Origin of the sequence: Acidovorax sp. M2(2025) (assembly GCF_049330835.1) — a bacterium.
Taxonomy (GTDB): domain Bacteria; phylum Pseudomonadota; class Gammaproteobacteria; order Burkholderiales; family Burkholderiaceae_C; genus Acidovorax.
Genome location: NZ_CP186262.1, coordinates 1,628,572 through 1,643,729 on the forward strand (window position 1 = coordinate 1,628,572; position 15,158 = coordinate 1,643,729).

The following is a 15,158-nucleotide window of genomic DNA, read 5'->3' on the forward strand; positions in this document are numbered from 1 at the left end:
TCAGCGGCCCGCGGCCGCAGTGGCCAGGGCAGACAAGGTTTCGTCCAGGCGCGGCAGCTCGGCGGTCTTCATGTGGGCCTGGGCCTGCTGCAGCATGCTGGCGGCGTTCTGGGTGCGGCGCGAAGCCGGGTCGAAGTACTTGTTCAGCGCGGCGGTGGCGGCGGCCAGGTCGGCGCGGGCCGATTCGAACTGGCGGGCCAGCACGCCCAGGCGGGCGTTGAGCAGCTTGAGCTTGAGGTTCTCGCGCAGGAAGAAGGTCTGGTCGGGCGCCAGCAGAATGGCCTCGGGCTGGTCGATGCGGCTCACGCGCACCAGGTTGCGGGCTTCGTCGCGCACCACTTCCCAGCCGCTTTGCAGCGCCGCCTGCCACCAGGCCAGGCCTTCGGCGGGGGCGGGCGCGCTGCCTTGGGCGGCCGGAGCCGCGGCGAGGCGGCGCGTGGCCGCGGCCTGGGCCACGGCGTTCACCACAGGCAGCTCGTCCACCTGGCGGACCAGGTCGTCCAGGCGGGCCAGCAGCCCGGCGGTGTCGGTGACCGTGGCGCGGGTCAGGCGGTCCAGGTCGCGGCCAATGGCGCGCTGCACCGGTGCCAGACGGGGCTGGGCTGCGCGTTCGATGCGCTGGTTGGCGCTCTTGAGGGCTGCCACCAGCGGCTCCAGGCTGCCGGTGAGCTGGGCCTGCTGCTGCGCCAGGCGCACGGCGGATTCAATGTCCACCACCAGGTTCTCGTCGCGCGAGCGCGACAGGCTTTGCATGAGCTCTTCCAGCTGGCTGCGCTGCAGCGCCACCTCGCTTACCCGGGCTTCGGCCACGGACAGGCGGGCGGCGGTCTCGCGGACCAACTCTTCGGCCTGGCGGGCCATGGCGCGGGCCTCGATGGCCTGGGCGCCGGTGTCGGCCGATTGCCGCGCCAGCTGTTCCTGGATGGTGCCGAGCTTTTGCCACAGCAGGCCGCTGCTGGCGAGCGCGGCGGCGGCCACGGCGCCCAGCACGAGCGTCAGGCCATGGCCGCGGCGGCCGGTGCCGCGTGCCGCTGGTGCTGCGGGCGCGGCCTGCGCTGCGCCTGCCACGGTGGCAGCCTCGGGGGCGGCGGCGGAAGCAGGGGGCAGGTCGTTGGCAGGCGCAGAACTCATGCGCCCGATTCTATCGAGGCCACCACGTCTTCCAGCGCGGGGCGGCATTCCCGCACGTGCCCGAACCCGGCGGCGCGCGCCGCTTCGGCGATGCGCGGGTGCGTGGCCAGCGCATGGGCGTGCCCCCAGTCCTGGCCGGGCAGGGCTTCTGCCAGATGGGCAACAGCTTCCGAGCTGCTCAGCAGCCAGACGGATCCATCACGCGCCGCCTGTTGCGCCAGCGCCACCTCGTCCGCATTCCAGTGGGGGGCGCCGCGTTGGTAAGCCGCCACAAACTCCGCCTGCCCGCCGGCGGCCTCGATCTGCCGCGCCAGCCAGTCGCGGCCGGTGCCCTGGGCCGGGCCGGGTTCGGTGCCGGAGCTGCCGCGCACGATCAGCACCCGGTCGCCCGGCTGCACCTGCGCGCCCACCTGGCGCCACAGCGCTTCCGAGTCGAACTGCGGCGCGTCCGGCGCCGGGCTGTCGATGCGGTCGGCGGGCACCCCTGCCTGCTCCAGGGCGCGCGCGGTGCCGGGGCCGGGTGCCCATGCTCTTGTTTTGATAGCTGTTTGCGCTTTACCAGTAAGCGCTAGAGCCGGATTTTCTTCAAAAAAATGGAGCGCCGCGTTGCCGCTGACAAACATCACTGCCCGGTACCCGTCCAGCCGGGCGCGGGCCTGGGCTAGCGCCGCTTGCGCCGCGGGATCGGGGCAGGGGCCGATGGCAATGAGCGGCAGCGCCACGGCGTGCAGGCCGCGCGCGCGCAGCTGCTGCACCCAGGGGACGGCCTCGCGTTCGGGCCGCGTGACGATCACGCGGGGCAGGGGCATGGCAGCCGGGCCCGGGGGGCGGATTCAGGGTTGCGCGGACCCGGCTGGATCCACGCCTTGTGCGCCGCCGTCCCGCAGCTGCCGGGCCACGGCTTCGCCCAGGGCCTCCGCCTGCGCCAGGTCCTGCACGGTGGCGCCAGCCTGGGCGCGCACCAGCGGCAGGCGGCCCTGCGGGTCTCCCCAGGCGGCGTGCAATTGCAGGGCGCCATCGCGCAGCGTGCCGTGGGCAGCCAGCGGCATGGAGCAGCTGCCGCCCATGGCGCGGCTGACCGCGCGCTCGGCGGCCACCGTCAGCCAGGTGGGCTGGTGCGCCAGCGGGGCCAGCGCGTCGATCAGGTCCTGGCGGTCGCTGCGCACCTCGATGCCCAGGGCGCCCTGGCCCGCCGCCGGCAGCATGGAGCCGGCCTCAAAGGTGGTGCGGATGCGCGCGCCCAGGCCCAGGCGCTTGAGGCCCGCAGCCGCCAGCACGATGCCGTCGTACTGCCCCTCGTCCAGCTTGCGCAGGCGCGTGTCGAGGTTGCCGCGCAGCGGCTCGATCTTCAGGTCGGGGCGCAGGGCCTGCAGCAGCACCTGGCGGCGCAGGCTGGAGGTGCCGACCACGGCGCCCTGGGGCAGGTCCTCCAGCGCGGCGTAGCGCGGCGACACGAACGCGTCGCGCGGGTCCTCGCGCTCCATCACGCAGGCCAGCGCAAAGCCCTCGGGCAGCTCCATGGGCACGTCCTTGAGCGAATGCACGGCGATGTCGGCGCGGCCTTCTTCCAGTGCCACTTCCAGCTCTTTCACGAACAGGCCCTTGCCGCCCACCTTGGACAGCGAGCGGTCCAGGATCTGGTCGCCCTGGGTGGTCATACCCAGCAGCTCCACGGTGTGGCCACGCGCTTGCAGCAGCGCTTTCACATGTTCGGCCTGCCACAGCGCCAGGCGGCTCTCGCGGGTGGCGATGACGATACGCAGGGGGGCGGTTTTTTGGGTGGTCAAGTTCGTAACCTGTTTGTAATCTTTCAGCGGCGGGCGATGCTAGCATGCGCCCGCACTGGGGTTGGTGCGCCCCGGAGGGATGCGAGGGGACGCGCGGCGCCGTGCCACTTTACCCACCTCCGGAGACCCGCGTACCATGAAACGATCCGACAAGGACCAGCCCCTCATCGACGACATCCGCCTGCTGGGGCGCATTCTGGGCGACGTGATCCGCGAGCAGGAGGGGGTGGCCGCCTACGAACTGGTGGAGCAGGTGCGCAAGCTCTCCGTGGCCTTCCGCCGCGATGCCGACCAGGAGGCCGACCGCGCGCTCAAGAAGCTGCTCAAGTCCCTGTCGGGCGACCAGACGGTGAGCGTGATCCGCGCCTTCACCTACTTCAGCCACCTGGCCAACCTGGCCGAAGACCGCCACCACATCCGCCGCCGCGCCGTGCACGAGCGCGCGGGCGACACGCAGGAGGGCAGCATCGAAGTCGCCCTGTCGCGCCTGCGCTGGGCCGGCATTGCGCCCAAGACCATTTCGCAGACGCTGGCCGGCAGCTACGTGGCGCCCGTGCTCACCGCCCACCCCACCGAGGTGCAGCGCAAGAGCATTCTGGACGCCGAGCGCGACATCGCCCAGCTGCTGGCCGCGCGCGACGACATCCAGGTGCGCGCCCAGCTCTACAACAGCGCCAAGGACGCGCTCACACCGCGCGAGCTGGCCGCCAACGAGGCCCAGCTGCGCGCCCGCGTGGCCCAGCTGTGGCAGACGCGCCTCTTGCGCTACAGCAAGCTCACGGTGGCCGACGAGATCGAAAACGCGCTGTCGTACTACGAAGCCACCTTCCTGCGCGAAATTCCCAAGATCTACGCCGACCTGGAAACCGAGCTGGGCCAGTACCCCGTGCACAGCTTCCTGCGCATGGGCCAGTGGATCGGCGGCGACCGCGACGGCAACCCCAACGTCACCGCGCAGACCCTGCAATACGCCCTGGGCCGCCAGGCCGAGGTGGCCCTGCGCCACTACCTCACCGAAGTCCACTACCTGGGCGGCGAGCTGTCGCTGTCGGCCCGCCTGGTGCAGGTGTCGGCCGAGATGGAGGCCCTGGCCCAGCGCTCGCCCGACACCAGCGAACACCGCGTGGACGAGCCCTACCGCCGCGCCCTCACCGGCATCTACGCGCGGCTGGCCGCATCGCTGAAGGAGCTGACCGGCGGCGAGGCCGCGCGCCACGCCGTGGCCCCGCAAAACGCCTATGCCAGCGCCGAAGAGTTTCTGGCCGACCTGCGCGTGATTGAGGCCTCCCTCAAATCGCACCACGGCGAGTCGCTGGCGCAAGAGCGCCTGCACCCCCTCATCCGCGCCGTGCAGGTGTTTGGCTTTCACCTGGCCACGGTGGACCTGCGCCAAAGCTCCGACAAGCACGAAGAGGTGGTGGCCGAACTGCTGGCCACGGCCCGCATCGAGCCGCACTACGCCGGCCTGCAAGAGGCCGCCAAGCGCGCGCTGCTGATCAAGCTGCTGGGCGACGCGCGCCCCCTGCGCGTGGTGGGCGCCGAGTACTCCGCCCACACGCAGGGCGAGCTGGCCATCTTCGAGACCGCCCGCGTGATGCGCGAACGCTTCGGCCACGACGCCATCCGCCACTACATCATCAGCCACACCGAAACGGTGAGCGACCTGCTGGAAGTGCTGCTGCTGCAAAAGGAGGTGGGGCTGCTCACGGGCACGCTGGACGCCCAGTCCAGAAACCACCTCATCGTGGTGCCGCTGTTCGAGACCATCGAAGACCTGCGCAATGCCGCGCCCATCATGCGCGAGTTCTACAGCCTGCCCGGCGTGGCCGCGCTGGTCCAGCGCAGCGGCGGCGAGCAGGACATCATGCTGGGCTACAGCGACAGCAACAAGGACGGCGGCATCTTCACCAGCAACTGGGAGCTGTACCGCGCCGAGATCGCGCTGGTGGAGCTGTTTGACGAGCTGGCCACCCTGCACGGCATCCAGCTGCGCATGTTCCACGGCCGCGGCGGCACCGTGGGCCGGGGCGGCGGCCCCAGCTACCAGGCCATCCTGGCCCAGCCGCCGGGCACCGTGCGCGGGCAAATCCGCCTGACGGAGCAGGGCGAGGTCATCGCATCCAAATACGCCAACCCCGAGATCGGCCGCCGCAACCTGGAGACCCTGGTCGCCGCCACGCTCGAAGCCACCTTGCTGCAGCCCACCAAGCCGGCCACCCGCGCCTTCCTGGACGCCGCGGCGCAGCTCTCGCAGGCCAGCATGGGCGCCTACCGCGCGCTGGTGTACGAGACCCCCGGCTTCACCGACTACTTCTTCAGCGCCACCCCCATCCGCGAGATCGCCGAGCTCAACATCGGCTCGCGCCCCGCCAGCCGCAAGGCCAGCCAGAAGATCGAAGACCTGCGCGCCATCCCCTGGGGCTTCAGCTGGGGCCAGTGCCGCCTGACGCTGCCCGGCTGGTTCGGCTTCGGTGCGGCCGTGGACGCCTTCATCAACACCGAGGGCAAGGACCCCAAGGCCCAGCTGGCCCTGCTGCAGAAGATGTACCGCCAGTGGCCGTTCTTCCGCACCCTGCTGTCCAACATGGACATGGTGCTGGCCAAGAGCGACCTGGCCCTGGCCTCACGCTACAGCGAACTGGTGACGGACACCCGCCTGCGCAAGAAGGTCTTCACCGCCATCGAGGCCGAATGGCACCGCACGGCCGATGCCCTCACCCGCATCACCGGCGACAAGCAGCGCCTGGCGCACAACACGGCGCTGGCCCGCTCCATCAAGCACCGGTTTCCGTACATCGACCCGCTGCACCACCTGCAGGTGGAACTGGTGCGCCGCTGGCGCGCGGGGCAGGGGGATGAGCGGGTGCAGACGGGGATTCACATTTCTATCAATGGGATTGCTGCGGGGCTGAGGAATACGGGTTGATCGTTGGGCGCGGCCTTTGGCGGCGCAAGGCAGTCGCTGCGGTGCCCATGGGCACCGCGCTGGACCGGTGCCCCTCAATCCCCCAGCAGCTCGCCCACGGCCTTCAGGTCTTCCACGCGGTCGCAGATGGCCTTTACGGCCATCATGACGGGGATGCCCAGCAGCAGGCCCCACAGGCCCCACAGCCAGCCCCAGGCGAGCACGCTGACGAACACGGCCACGGGGCTCATGCTGCTGGTGCGGCTGGTGAGCCAGGGGGTGAGCAGGTTGCCCACCAGGGTGTGGATGACCAGCGAGGCGCCGCCCACGGCGAGGGCCATGTCCAGCGTGCCAAATTGCAGGAAGGCCACCAGGGCCGAGGCGCCGGTGACGATGGCGGAGCCGATGTACGGCGCCAGGTTCAGCACCCCCGCCGCCACGCCCCACACGGCGGCGTTCTGCAGGCCCAGGGCCCAGTAGGCTGCGCCCGTGGCCACGCCCACCAGCACGCTGGTGAGCACCTGCACCAGCAGGTAGCGCTGGATGTTGTTGGTGATGTCTTCGAGCACGTGGATGGTGACCTTGCGCCGCTCCAGGCTGGTGCCGGCGATGCGCAGCAGCTTGTCGCGGAACAGGTTGCCCGAGGCCAGGGCAAAGAAGGTCAGGAACACCACCACCGTGAGCTGCCCCAGGGCGGACATGAGGCCCATGGTGCCGCTCCACAGGTAGTCGCGGATGTTGAAGGGCGGGCGCTCGACCACCACGCGCTGCACGCCGCGCCGGGTGGGGCTGGCGGCGCTGTTCTCGTTGGCGGCCTGCTCGATCTGGCTGGCGGCCTTCTGCACGGTGTCCAGGGGGCTGGCGGCGCCGGAGCGGGCCCGCAGGTTGTCGCGCACTTTCTTGGCGGCCACAGGCAGCGAGTCCACGAGCTGGGATGCCCCGTCGCTCAGCGACCAGGCGGCGCTGGCCAGGCCGACCACGATGGCGATGAGCAGCACGCCCGCGCCCAGCCAGCGCGGCACATGGCAGCGCCGTAGCAGCTCGACGATGGGGCGCAGGGCGGTGGTCAGCAGCAGGCTAAGCATGATGGGGATGAACACGGCGCTGGCCCAGTGCAGCAGGGCCACGCCCGCGAACAAGGCCAGCAGCGCCAGGGAGAGGTTGCGCACGTCCACGGGCATGTGGAGCATGAGCGGCCCGTTGAAAGGCGCGTTGGCCGCGGGGGCGCTGCCGTGCGGGTGTGCGGCGGCGGGCGCGTCCCCGGAACTGCCGGGATCGCCCGGGGCGGGCTGGGTGGCGGCGGCTTCGGCGGCAGGGTCTGGTGCGGAGGCCGCGGGCGCAGCAGCCGCAGTAGGTGTGGCAGGCGGCTGGGGTGGCTGGGCGCAGGTGTCCTCCGCCGGCCCGCTGGGCTGGGGCGGCTCGGCGGTGCGGGCGGGCTGGGGCGCGGGGGTGGGCTCGGACATCATGCGCCGATTGTGATGGGACTTGCCCCCGGCCGTGTGTAGGCGGGGCGGGCCTGCCGCGTGTCGGTGCAAGGAGGGGCCGGCCCGTCAGCCCGGGCGGGCGGCTGGCGCCGCGGGGCCCCGCCCTGCGGCATCAGCACAGCGGCAGCGGGCGCTGCTTGTTGAGCGCGTCCACCGTGCCCAGCAGTTGTTGCCAGTAGGTGGGCAGCGACGACCACGATGCGCCCACGGCCAGGTTGGTGGCGTAGACCAGCCCGGTGTTCAGGCGGGGGCGGTTGGCGTGCTTGACGGCGGCCTGCATGTCCGTGCAGGTGCTGGCGGTGTGCACCAGCATGCCCTGGGCGGTGTTGTCCTTGGCGTAGACCCAGGTGCTGGCGGGCTGGGGGTCGATGGCCTGGTAGGCGGCGGCGTTGCCGGCGTAGGTGACTAGCGTGTCGGCCACGCCCGCGTAGGCGGCCACGGGATAGGTGCCGGGGTTGCCGATCACGGTGGGCGCGTTGGGCGGGGTGGCGCCCTTGCTCATGCCCGAGGCCAGGGCCTTGATGTAGTTGTAGATGTCCTGAAAGTACGCCAGCCGCGCGCTGTCGGTGGCCATGCCGTCCAGGAAGAAGCCGTCGAGCTGGTCGGGGTACAGGCGGATGTAGTTGTCGATGGTGGCTTTCACGTCCGCCACCGAGCGCGAGCCGCCGCTGCCCGACGTGGCCACGTAGCCGATGACCTTGTTGGTGGTGCCGGCCACGGCCTTGAAGTCCTTGATGGCCTTGAGCAGGTCGTCGTCGGCCTTGGAGGTGGCGGTGAGCACGCCGTCGCTGGCACTGGCCACGGCGGTGATCTTCACGTCCGGGTAGCTGGCCGCGCCGCTGGTGAGGGTGGCCCAGGGCGATGACGTGCCGGTGGCGCTGAAGTAGGCGGGCACCAGCACCTGCAGCGCCTGGTGGGCCGGGCGCACGTAGTACGTGAGGCTGTCGCCCGCCGTGTTGGAGGTGCTGGTGGCCGTGGCGCCGACCTGGAAGGTGGCGCTGGGCGGCAGGCTGCTGACGGTCAGGGTGGTGCTGGCCACGCCCGCCACGGTGGTGGGCGCCACGGGCGACAAGGCGGCGGCGCCCGAGGGGCTGACGCTGAAGGTGGTCACGGTTCCGTTGGGGGCCGTGCTGCCGTTGACGACGACGTTGGCCGCCAGCGGCTCGGAGGCGCCGGGCTCCAGCACGTTCTCGGTGGGCTGCACAAAATGCAGGGCAATGGGGGCCGTGGCCGGCGGGGGCGGCGGCGGGGCGCTGGTGTTGTTGTCGGAGGTTGTGCCTCCGCAGCCCGCCAGAGCCGCGGTCAAGGCCATCAGGGACGCGAGGTGGAGGTTGCTGGTCGTGGTGCGCATGGTGGTCGCGGAAGGTGGGATGGAAATGCGCTGATTGTGAAGGCTTGCCCCGGCGCTTCCAAGGGCCGAAAGCGCGGCTTTGCGCCGGAAAAACGGCCCTGTTGCACCGATCACGCGCAGCGGGCGCCGATACCATGGCCCACATGCCATCCATCCTCCACCGCCATGCGGCCGCCGCCGCCGCTGCTGCAGCCCTGCTGGGCGCCGCGACGCTGCTGTCCGGCTGCGGCACGCTGGACGTGCCGCGCGCCGACAACTACCCCGCCACCGGCCAGAAGAAGGCCCGTGCCGTGCACCATTGGGATGTGCTGGCCGGGGACGTGGCCGGGCGGGTGGCGGAAAAGATCGCGTCCTGGCCCGAGGGCGAGTACCCGCTGTACGTGACGGTGCCGGACAACTCCAGCTTCAACCAGGGCTTTCTCAAGCTGCTCAAGGTGCACCTGCTGAACCGCGGCGTGGCCGTGTCCACGGTGCCCACGGCGGTGGAGCTGGAAGTGCAGACGCAGCTGGTGCAGCACGAATCCGGCTCCCCGCGCGGCCTGCCCGTGCCCATGGCGGGCACCATCATCGGCACCGGCGTGGGGGTGTGGCGCGACTGGGCGGTGCATTATTCCGACCGCACGCTGCTGCCGGGCGTGGCCACGGCCCTGGGTGTGGGCGCCGGGGTGGCGCTGGACATGGCCCAGCTCTACACCCAGGGCGCCGCCGCGGGCGGGCCCACGCGCACCGAGGTGTTGATCACCTCCACGCTCAAGTCGCACGACCGGTACCTCGCCGGCACGGCCGACCTTTACTACATCGAGCGCGCCGATGCCGTGCTCTACCAGCCTGCGCTGCCGCCTGCGCCGCCCCCTGCAACGCCGGTCAAGACCTGGCGGGTGGTGGCGCCATGAGGACAACGGCAGTGGAGCAACCAAGGCGCGCTGGCGCGCTGCGTGCCATGGCCTGCTGGATGGGCGCCGCACTGGCCATCGCCGGCCTGCAGGGCTGCGAAACCGTCAGCCCCATGCACAGCTACTACTACGGTGACCGCCCGGGGGCAGCGCGCAGCAACCTCATCGAGGTGAACGAGCGCGCGGCCGACGCGCTGCTGCAGACCGTGCCGCTGGACGCCGGCAAGCCGGTGCTGGTGGCCACGCTGGTCCAGGTGGACCGGCTGTCCGAATCGTCCCGGCTGGGGCGCATGTTCTCGGAGCAGATCGCTGCCCGCCTGGTGCAGCGCGGCCTGCGGGTGACCGAGGTGAAGCTGCGCGACAGCCTGCTGCTTGCGCGCGACCAGGGCGAACTGCTGCTCTCGCGCGAGGTGCGCGAAGTAAGCCAGGCGCAGGACGCGCAGGCCGTGGTGGTGGGCACCTATGCCGTGTCGAGCACGGTGGTGTACATCAACCTCAAGCTGGTGAACCCTGTGGGCAACACCGTGGTGGCGGCGCACAACTACGCGGTGCCCATGGATGAGAACGTGCGGGTGTTGTTGGCGGGGAGGTAGGGTTCATCCCCTGAGAACGTGTTTACGATCTCGCAGGGGACCCCTGGGAGATCGCAAACACGTTCTGGGCGCTTCGCCGCTCGGTGCTGGTCACCAGAGGCGACAACTCTTCGGGCCGTCCAAGGCTGCGCTGGCAGCCTTGGAGCCGCGACCCTCAGCCCCTTCTCTCGAACTGCTGCGCAGTTCGGGAAGGGGGACGCCGCCAGCGCGGCGGGGCGGCCCTTGCGCGGCGGCCTTGGCAGGGCCCCGTCCATTTTTTGGGGTCGGGGTGGAACAGTCTCTTGCGCCCATCCGGTGGGCGCAAGAAGCTATCAAATTAATAGCGGACTCAGTGCAGCATCAGTGCGCCGGCGGTCTTGCTCTTGCCGGCGCGTGCGGGCGGGTTGCACAGGCCGCAGGTGTAGTGGCGGTTCTCGTACAGCTCGGTCACGAACTGGCCGCTGCACTGGCTGCACTTGGTGCGCGTGAGCATGCCCGCGTCCACGAACTTGACCAGGCGCCAGGCGCGGGTGAAGGACAGCAGGGGTTCGATCTCGGCGGTGGTTACCTGCTCGTTGTACAGGCGGTAGGCCTTGGTCAGCAGCTCCACCGAATCCAGGTCCACGCCCTTGGACAGGTATTCGTAGATGTTCAGGAACAGCGAGCTGTGGATGTTCTCCTGCCAGGTCAGGAACCAGTCGGTGGAGAACGGCAGCTGCCCCTTGGACGGCGACTTGCCGGCGATTTCCTTGTACAGCCGGATCAGCCGCTCATACGACAGCGTGGTCTCCGATTCCAGCACCTGCATGCGGGCGCCCATCTGGATCAGCATGGCGGCGCGCTCGATCTGCTTGGACTCGTTCAGCACGCTCTTGGCGGGCGCCTTGGCGGCAGGGGTGGAGGTGGCGGTCGTGGTGGAGGACATGGCGGGCTTTCGGCGAAGCAAGAAAACGGGCGGGCTGCGGGGTACGGCGGGGCCGGTTCAGAGCACTTCGGACACGCGGCTGGCCATCAGGATGTTGGCGTGCAGCGTGTTGGTCGCTTCGTTGCCCACCTTCTTGGCGGAATGGTTGGTGAGCAGGCTCCACACCAGGTTGTCGTCCACGCGGAAGCTGCAAAGAAGGGTGTTGCGGGACGCCAGTTTCATCACTTGCGCCGCCGACAGCGATGCCAGAATGTCGGCAGACTCTTCGTTCATGCCCAGACGGAACACGGCTTCCGCCTTGTCCTGGCGAATCAGGGTCTGGGCCAGCATCAGGTAGGTGAGGTTGGCTTCGCGGATTTCGGCGAGGATTTGTTCGTTGGTCATGGCGGCTTCCTTGGTTTCCAGTTCCGGGTCTTGCGTTGCCTGCGCTGTGCAGGTGTTGCGTGATCCGTTGAAATGGATTGTGAAACCGCCCCAATCGAAAATTAAGTCGGGGTTTGGCGGTGCAGCGTGTCTGGTTTCCTGTCGGGCGCTGTAGGAATTTGCCTTACACGCGGATGAGGTGCTGTCCCGCATGCCACTGTGAAACCGGTGCTGCGCCGCGGGCGGGTGCGCTGCCATTTCTGCTCATGGTTTTGATAGCACCCGCAAAACCCTCTTTTTTGCGGTTTTGCCACGCGGTGGCCGTGCTGGAGGGCGTGGAGGGGGGCGTTGAAGCCGCGCCCCCCGCCGGTTCAGCCCTTTTCGACCGGGCGAGACGGGTCGGAGCACCACTCGCTCCAGCTGCCCGCAAACAGCGCGGTGGCGCCCAGCCCGGCGATCTCCATTGCCAGCAGGTTGGGCACCGCGCTCACGCCGCTGCCGCACTGGTGCACCACGGTGGCCGGGTCGCGTCCGGCCAGCAACGCATCAAACTCCGCCCGCAGCACGGGGGCGGGCTTGAAGCGGCCGTCGGCCGCAATGTTGTCGGCGAAGGGGCGGTTGAGCGCGCCGGGAATGTGGCCCGCCACCGGGTCCATGGGCTCCACCTCGCCGCGGTAGCGGGCGCCGGCGCGTGCGTCGATCACGGTCTGGCCGGGCTGGCCCAGGCCGGCCAGCACGTCCTGGGCGGTGGCGAGCCGCCGCAGGGGCGCGCCCAGCTGGAAGTTGGACTGGAAGTGCGCCGGCTCCTCGCCGCTGCGCACCGCGCCGCCGGTGGCCTGCCAGGCCTGCATTCCGCCGTCGAGCACGGCCACGGCATCGTGGCCGGCCCATTTGAGCATCCACCACAGGCGCCCGCAGTAGTTGGCGCCCTGGCGGTCGTACACGACGGCCTGCATGCCGTTGGAAAACCCCACGCTGGACAGCCACATGGCGAACCGCTCGCGGCTGGGCAGCGGATGCCGTCCGCCCGATGCGGGCTTGTCGGCCTCCTGGGCGACGAGCGTGCCGCTGGCGCCCGCGACGCCGTGCCGGGCGCTCAGGTCGTTGTTCAGGTCGGCAAACACGGCGCCGGGAATATGGGCCTGCGCGTACTGCTGCGCGCCCAGCGATGGCTGCAGCAGGTCGCAGCTGCAGTCAAACACCATCAGCGGCGCGCCGCTGGCCATCAGGGACTGCAGTTCGGTGGCGGAAATGAGGGTGGTGTAAGCGGTGGTCATCGTCAGGGCCTGGTGCGTGGTGCGCGCTGGGGGTGAAGAGTGTTGCGGAGCTCCATTGTGTGCGCTTGTGCCGGCTTGGCTGTAGGCGCAGGCCCGCAAGAGGGTGTCAATGTTCTTCCGCCGGGGTGCCGGGCGCGGCGCGGGCGCGCAGGATGGTGGCCACGATGCCGCTGCCCACGATGAGCGCCATGCCCAGCCACGCGATCGGCGGGAGCTGGTCGCCGAACAGCAGCACGCTGTAGACGGCGGCGAACACGATGCCCGAGTACTGCAGGTTGGCCACCACCAGGGTGCCGCGCTGCGTCTTGGCGCTGGCGTAGGCGCGCGTCATGCACAGCTGGCCGCCCGCGGCCAGCACGCCGATGGGCAGCAGCCACAGGGCCGGCCATCCCGGCCAGTCCGACAGCCCCGTGAATAGCAGGGCGCCGCCGCCCGCCACGGCCGAGCCCACCGCGAAGTAGAAAACGGTGCGCGACTCCGGCTCCCCCAGCCGCGACAGCGCCACCACCTGCATGTAGGCAAATGCGGCCGTGAGGCCCGACATGAGCCCGATCATCCCCGCGAAGGCCTGGTGCTGGTCGAGGCTGGGCCGCAGCATGAGCACGACGCCCACGAAGCCGGTCAGCACCGTGAGCACCAGCGGGCCCTGCAGCGCGGGGCGGGGCGCCGCCGCTGAGGGGCGCCAGGCCAGCAGCGTGCCGCCCACCAGGAAGGCGGCAATCCACACGCTGCTCATGTAGTTGAGGGTCATGGCCGTGGCCAGCGGCAGGTGGGCGATGGCGTAGAACCACGCCCCCAGCGACGCCACGCCCACCAGGCTGCGCCAGGCGTGCATGCCCGGGTACTGCGTGGCCAGGGTGATCTTCTGCGAGCGCGCCAGCAGCCACAGGATGGCCATGCCGATCAGGCCGCGGTAGCACACCAGTTCTGCCGAGTTGAAGTGGGCCGATGCAATCTTGACGCACACCCCCATGCTGGCAAAGAGGAATGCGGCCAACACCATCCACAGGGCTTGCATCGGGTTGCGGTCTTTCGTGAGGGGGCCGCCGTGCGCGCGCAGGCGCTTGGCGGACGTTGAAAGAAAAATAGCTGCCAGCGCCCATGGGTGGAGCGCTGGCAGCTATTGTAATGAGAGCAGACCCGCCGAGGTCTGCAGTTGAGGGCCTTTTGCCCCGGTATTCAGCGCTTTGGCGCGGGCGTGTCGACGAGGGCGCCGCCCATCGTCTCGCGGTACCACTCGTGGAAGTGCTGCATGCCGTCTTCCATGGGGCTCTGGTAGGGGCCCACCTCGTTGTCACCGCGCACCAGCAATGCTTTGCGGCCCGCGTCCATGCGCTCGCCGATCTCGTCGTCCTCGATGCAGGTCTCCATGTAGGCGGCCTGCTGGGCCTCGACGAACTCGCGCTCGAAGGCGGTGATTTCCTCGGGGTAGTAGAACTCCACCATGTTCAGCGTCCTGGTGGTGCTGATCGGGTGCAGCGTGGAGACGGTGAGCACGTGCGGGTACCACTCGACCATGATGTGCGGGTAGTAGGTGAGCCAGATCGCGCCCCGCTCGGGCAGCTTGCCGTCGCGGTACTTGAGCAGCACGTCGTGCCACTTGCGGTACACGTCGGAGCCGGGCTTGCCGAACGTGGAGGCCACGCCCACCGTCTGCACCGAGTAGTGCTTGCTGAATTCCCAGCGCAGGTCGTCGCAGGTGACGAAGTTGCCCAGCCCGGGGTGGAACGGCCCGACGTGGTAGTCCTCCAGGTAGACCTCGATGAAGGTCTTCCAGTTGTAGTCGCACTCGTGCAGCTCCACGCGGTCGAGCGAAAAGCCCTCGAACGACAACTCGGCCAGGGGGCCCATGCCGGCCAGGTCGGCGGCGATGTCGCGGCCGTTGTCCTCGAACAGCAGGCCGTTCCACTCGCGCAGCTTGTAGTTGTTCAGGTCCAGGCAGGGGTCGTGCGCAAAGTGGGGCGCACCCAGCAATTCGCCCTTGGGGCTGTACGTCCAGCGGTGCAGCGGGCACACAATGTTGCCGCCCGCATGGCCCTTGCCATGCCCCTGCAGCGTGCCGCGGCCCTTGAGCATCACGGCCTGGCGGTGCCGGCAGATGTTGGAAATCAGCTCCACGCCGCCTTGCGCGTTGCGCACGAGCGCGCGCCCCTCGCCCTCCTGGGGCAGTGCGTAATAGTCACCTTCGTTCGGAACCGACAGGGAGTGCCCCACGTAGCGGGGCCCGCGCTGGAAGATGGTCTCCAGCTCGCGCTGGAACAGCGCCTCGTCAAAGTAGCTCGAAACTGGTAGTTGGCTTGCGGCCTGCTGCAGTTGAAGACTTAAATCAGACATGGGTGACCTGACCTAAAGACTCCCCACAGAGAGAGTGCGGGAGGTGCGCCGATGAAGACGCATCTGGAAAAAGAAAACCGGCTAGGGTGGGTAGCCGGCTCGACGGGAATGGGATTATAGGCGGTGGGGTTATTCC

The 15,158-nt window shown here is 69.7% G+C and carries 13 protein-coding genes; 3 read left to right on the forward strand and 10 right to left on the reverse strand.

The window, feature by feature from the left end:
* The 3 genes from ACOYR3_RS07480 to hemC are packed head-to-tail and all read right to left on the reverse strand — an operon-like array spanning position 1 to position 2,918.
* The gene (locus ACOYR3_RS07480; protein WP_422845827.1) at positions 1-1,131 is read right to left on the reverse strand and encodes a uroporphyrinogen-III C-methyltransferase; all 1,131 of its coding nucleotides are present in this window, start codon (positions 1,129-1,131) and stop codon (positions 1-3) included.
* Positions 1,128-1,940, reverse strand: coding sequence for a uroporphyrinogen-III synthase (locus tag ACOYR3_RS07485; protein ID WP_422845828.1), 813 nt, complete (start codon positions 1,938-1,940; stop codon positions 1,128-1,130). Before ACOYR3_RS07485 ends, ACOYR3_RS07480 begins: the two co-directional genes overlap by 4 nt.
* 24 nt (positions 1,941-1,964) lie before the next feature.
* On the reverse strand, positions 1,965-2,918 hold the full coding sequence (hemC, locus tag ACOYR3_RS07490) for a hydroxymethylbilane synthase (protein WP_422845829.1): 954 nt from the start codon (positions 2,916-2,918) through the stop codon (positions 1,965-1,967).
* A 136-nt stretch (positions 2,919-3,054) separates the two neighbouring features.
* Here hemC and ppc point away from each other — a divergent pair, with 136 nt between their 5' ends.
* Positions 3,055-5,844, forward strand: coding sequence for a phosphoenolpyruvate carboxylase (ppc, locus tag ACOYR3_RS07495; protein WP_422845830.1), 2,790 nt, complete (start codon positions 3,055-3,057; stop codon positions 5,842-5,844).
* A 74-nt stretch (positions 5,845-5,918) separates the two neighbouring features.
* On the opposite strand, the gene ACOYR3_RS07500 is transcribed toward ppc, so the two are convergent.
* A complete protein-coding gene (locus ACOYR3_RS07500) occupies positions 5,919-7,286 on the reverse strand; it encodes an AI-2E family transporter (RefSeq protein ID WP_422846545.1) in 1,368 nt (455 codons plus the stop codon).
* 133 nt (positions 7,287-7,419) lie between these two features.
* Positions 7,420-8,658, reverse strand: a complete 1,239-nt coding sequence (locus ACOYR3_RS07505) for a spherulation-specific family 4 protein (RefSeq protein WP_422845831.1) — start codon at positions 8,656-8,658, stop codon at positions 7,420-7,422.
* A gap of 143 nt (positions 8,659-8,801) precedes the next feature.
* Between ACOYR3_RS07505 and ACOYR3_RS07510 the strand changes: the two genes are divergently transcribed.
* The gene (locus ACOYR3_RS07510; protein ID WP_422845832.1) at positions 8,802-9,551 is read left to right on the forward strand and encodes a hypothetical protein; all 750 of its coding nucleotides are present in this window, start codon (positions 8,802-8,804) and stop codon (positions 9,549-9,551) included.
* 47 nt (positions 9,552-9,598) lie between these two features.
* On the forward strand, positions 9,599-10,144 hold the full coding sequence (locus ACOYR3_RS07515; protein WP_422846546.1) for a FlgO family outer membrane protein: 546 nt from the start codon (positions 9,599-9,601) through the stop codon (positions 10,142-10,144).
* 328 nt (positions 10,145-10,472) lie between these two features.
* Here the strand turns inward: ACOYR3_RS07515 and flhC are convergent, their stop codons facing one another.
* From flhC to ACOYR3_RS07540, 5 genes are all read right to left on the reverse strand, one after another.
* Entirely contained in the window at positions 10,473-11,048 is a 576-nt protein-coding gene (flhC, locus tag ACOYR3_RS07520; RefSeq protein WP_422845833.1) for a flagellar transcriptional regulator FlhC, read from the reverse strand.
* A gap of 57 nt (positions 11,049-11,105) precedes the next feature.
* Complete coding sequence (flhD, locus tag ACOYR3_RS07525) at positions 11,106-11,432, reverse strand: flagellar transcriptional regulator FlhD (protein WP_056166924.1); 327 nt, start codon at positions 11,430-11,432, stop codon at positions 11,106-11,108.
* 350 nt (positions 11,433-11,782) lie between these two features.
* Positions 11,783-12,688 (reverse strand): sulfurtransferase, encoded by a 906-nt coding sequence (locus tag ACOYR3_RS07530; RefSeq protein ID WP_422845834.1) that lies wholly within the window; start codon positions 12,686-12,688, stop codon positions 11,783-11,785.
* Positions 12,689-12,794: 106 nt separating this feature from the next.
* Positions 12,795-13,706 (reverse strand): DMT family transporter, encoded by a 912-nt coding sequence (locus ACOYR3_RS07535; protein WP_422845835.1) that lies wholly within the window; start codon positions 13,704-13,706, stop codon positions 12,795-12,797.
* Positions 13,707-13,867: 161 nt separating this feature from the next.
* On the reverse strand, positions 13,868-15,022 hold the full coding sequence (locus ACOYR3_RS07540; protein WP_422845836.1) for an aromatic ring-hydroxylating oxygenase subunit alpha: 1,155 nt from the start codon (positions 15,020-15,022) through the stop codon (positions 13,868-13,870).
* Between the last annotated feature and the right edge of the window lie 136 nt (positions 15,023-15,158).

Coding starts and splice junctions, on each gene's coding strand:
- ACOYR3_RS07480 (WP_422845827.1), bottom strand. CDS start 1,131: ATGAGTTCTGCGCCTGCCAACGACCTGCCCCCTGCTTCCGCCGCCGCC.
- ACOYR3_RS07485 (WP_422845828.1), bottom strand. CDS start 1,940: ATGCCCCTGCCCCGCGTGATCGTCACGCGGCCCGAACGCGAGGCCGTC.
- ppc (WP_422845830.1), top strand. CDS start 3,055: ATGAAACGATCCGACAAGGACCAGCCCCTCATCGACGACATCCGCCTG.
- ACOYR3_RS07500 (WP_422846545.1), bottom strand. CDS start 7,286: ATGTCCGAGCCCACCCCCGCGCCCCAGCCCGCCCGCACCGCCGAGCCG.
- ACOYR3_RS07505 (WP_422845831.1), bottom strand. CDS start 8,658: ATGCGCACCACGACCAGCAACCTCCACCTCGCGTCCCTGATGGCCTTG.
- ACOYR3_RS07510 (WP_422845832.1), top strand. CDS start 8,802: ATGCCATCCATCCTCCACCGCCATGCGGCCGCCGCCGCCGCTGCTGCA.
- ACOYR3_RS07515 (WP_422846546.1), top strand. CDS start 9,599: ATGGCCTGCTGGATGGGCGCCGCACTGGCCATCGCCGGCCTGCAGGGC.
- flhC (WP_422845833.1), bottom strand. CDS start 11,048: ATGTCCTCCACCACGACCGCCACCTCCACCCCTGCCGCCAAGGCGCCC.
- flhD (WP_056166924.1), bottom strand. CDS start 11,432: ATGACCAACGAACAAATCCTCGCCGAAATCCGCGAAGCCAACCTCACC.
- ACOYR3_RS07530 (WP_422845834.1), bottom strand. CDS start 12,688: ATGACCACCGCTTACACCACCCTCATTTCCGCCACCGAACTGCAGTCC.
- ACOYR3_RS07535 (WP_422845835.1), bottom strand. CDS start 13,706: ATGCAAGCCCTGTGGATGGTGTTGGCCGCATTCCTCTTTGCCAGCATG.
- ACOYR3_RS07540 (WP_422845836.1), bottom strand. CDS start 15,022: ATGTCTGATTTAAGTCTTCAACTGCAGCAGGCCGCAAGCCAACTACCA.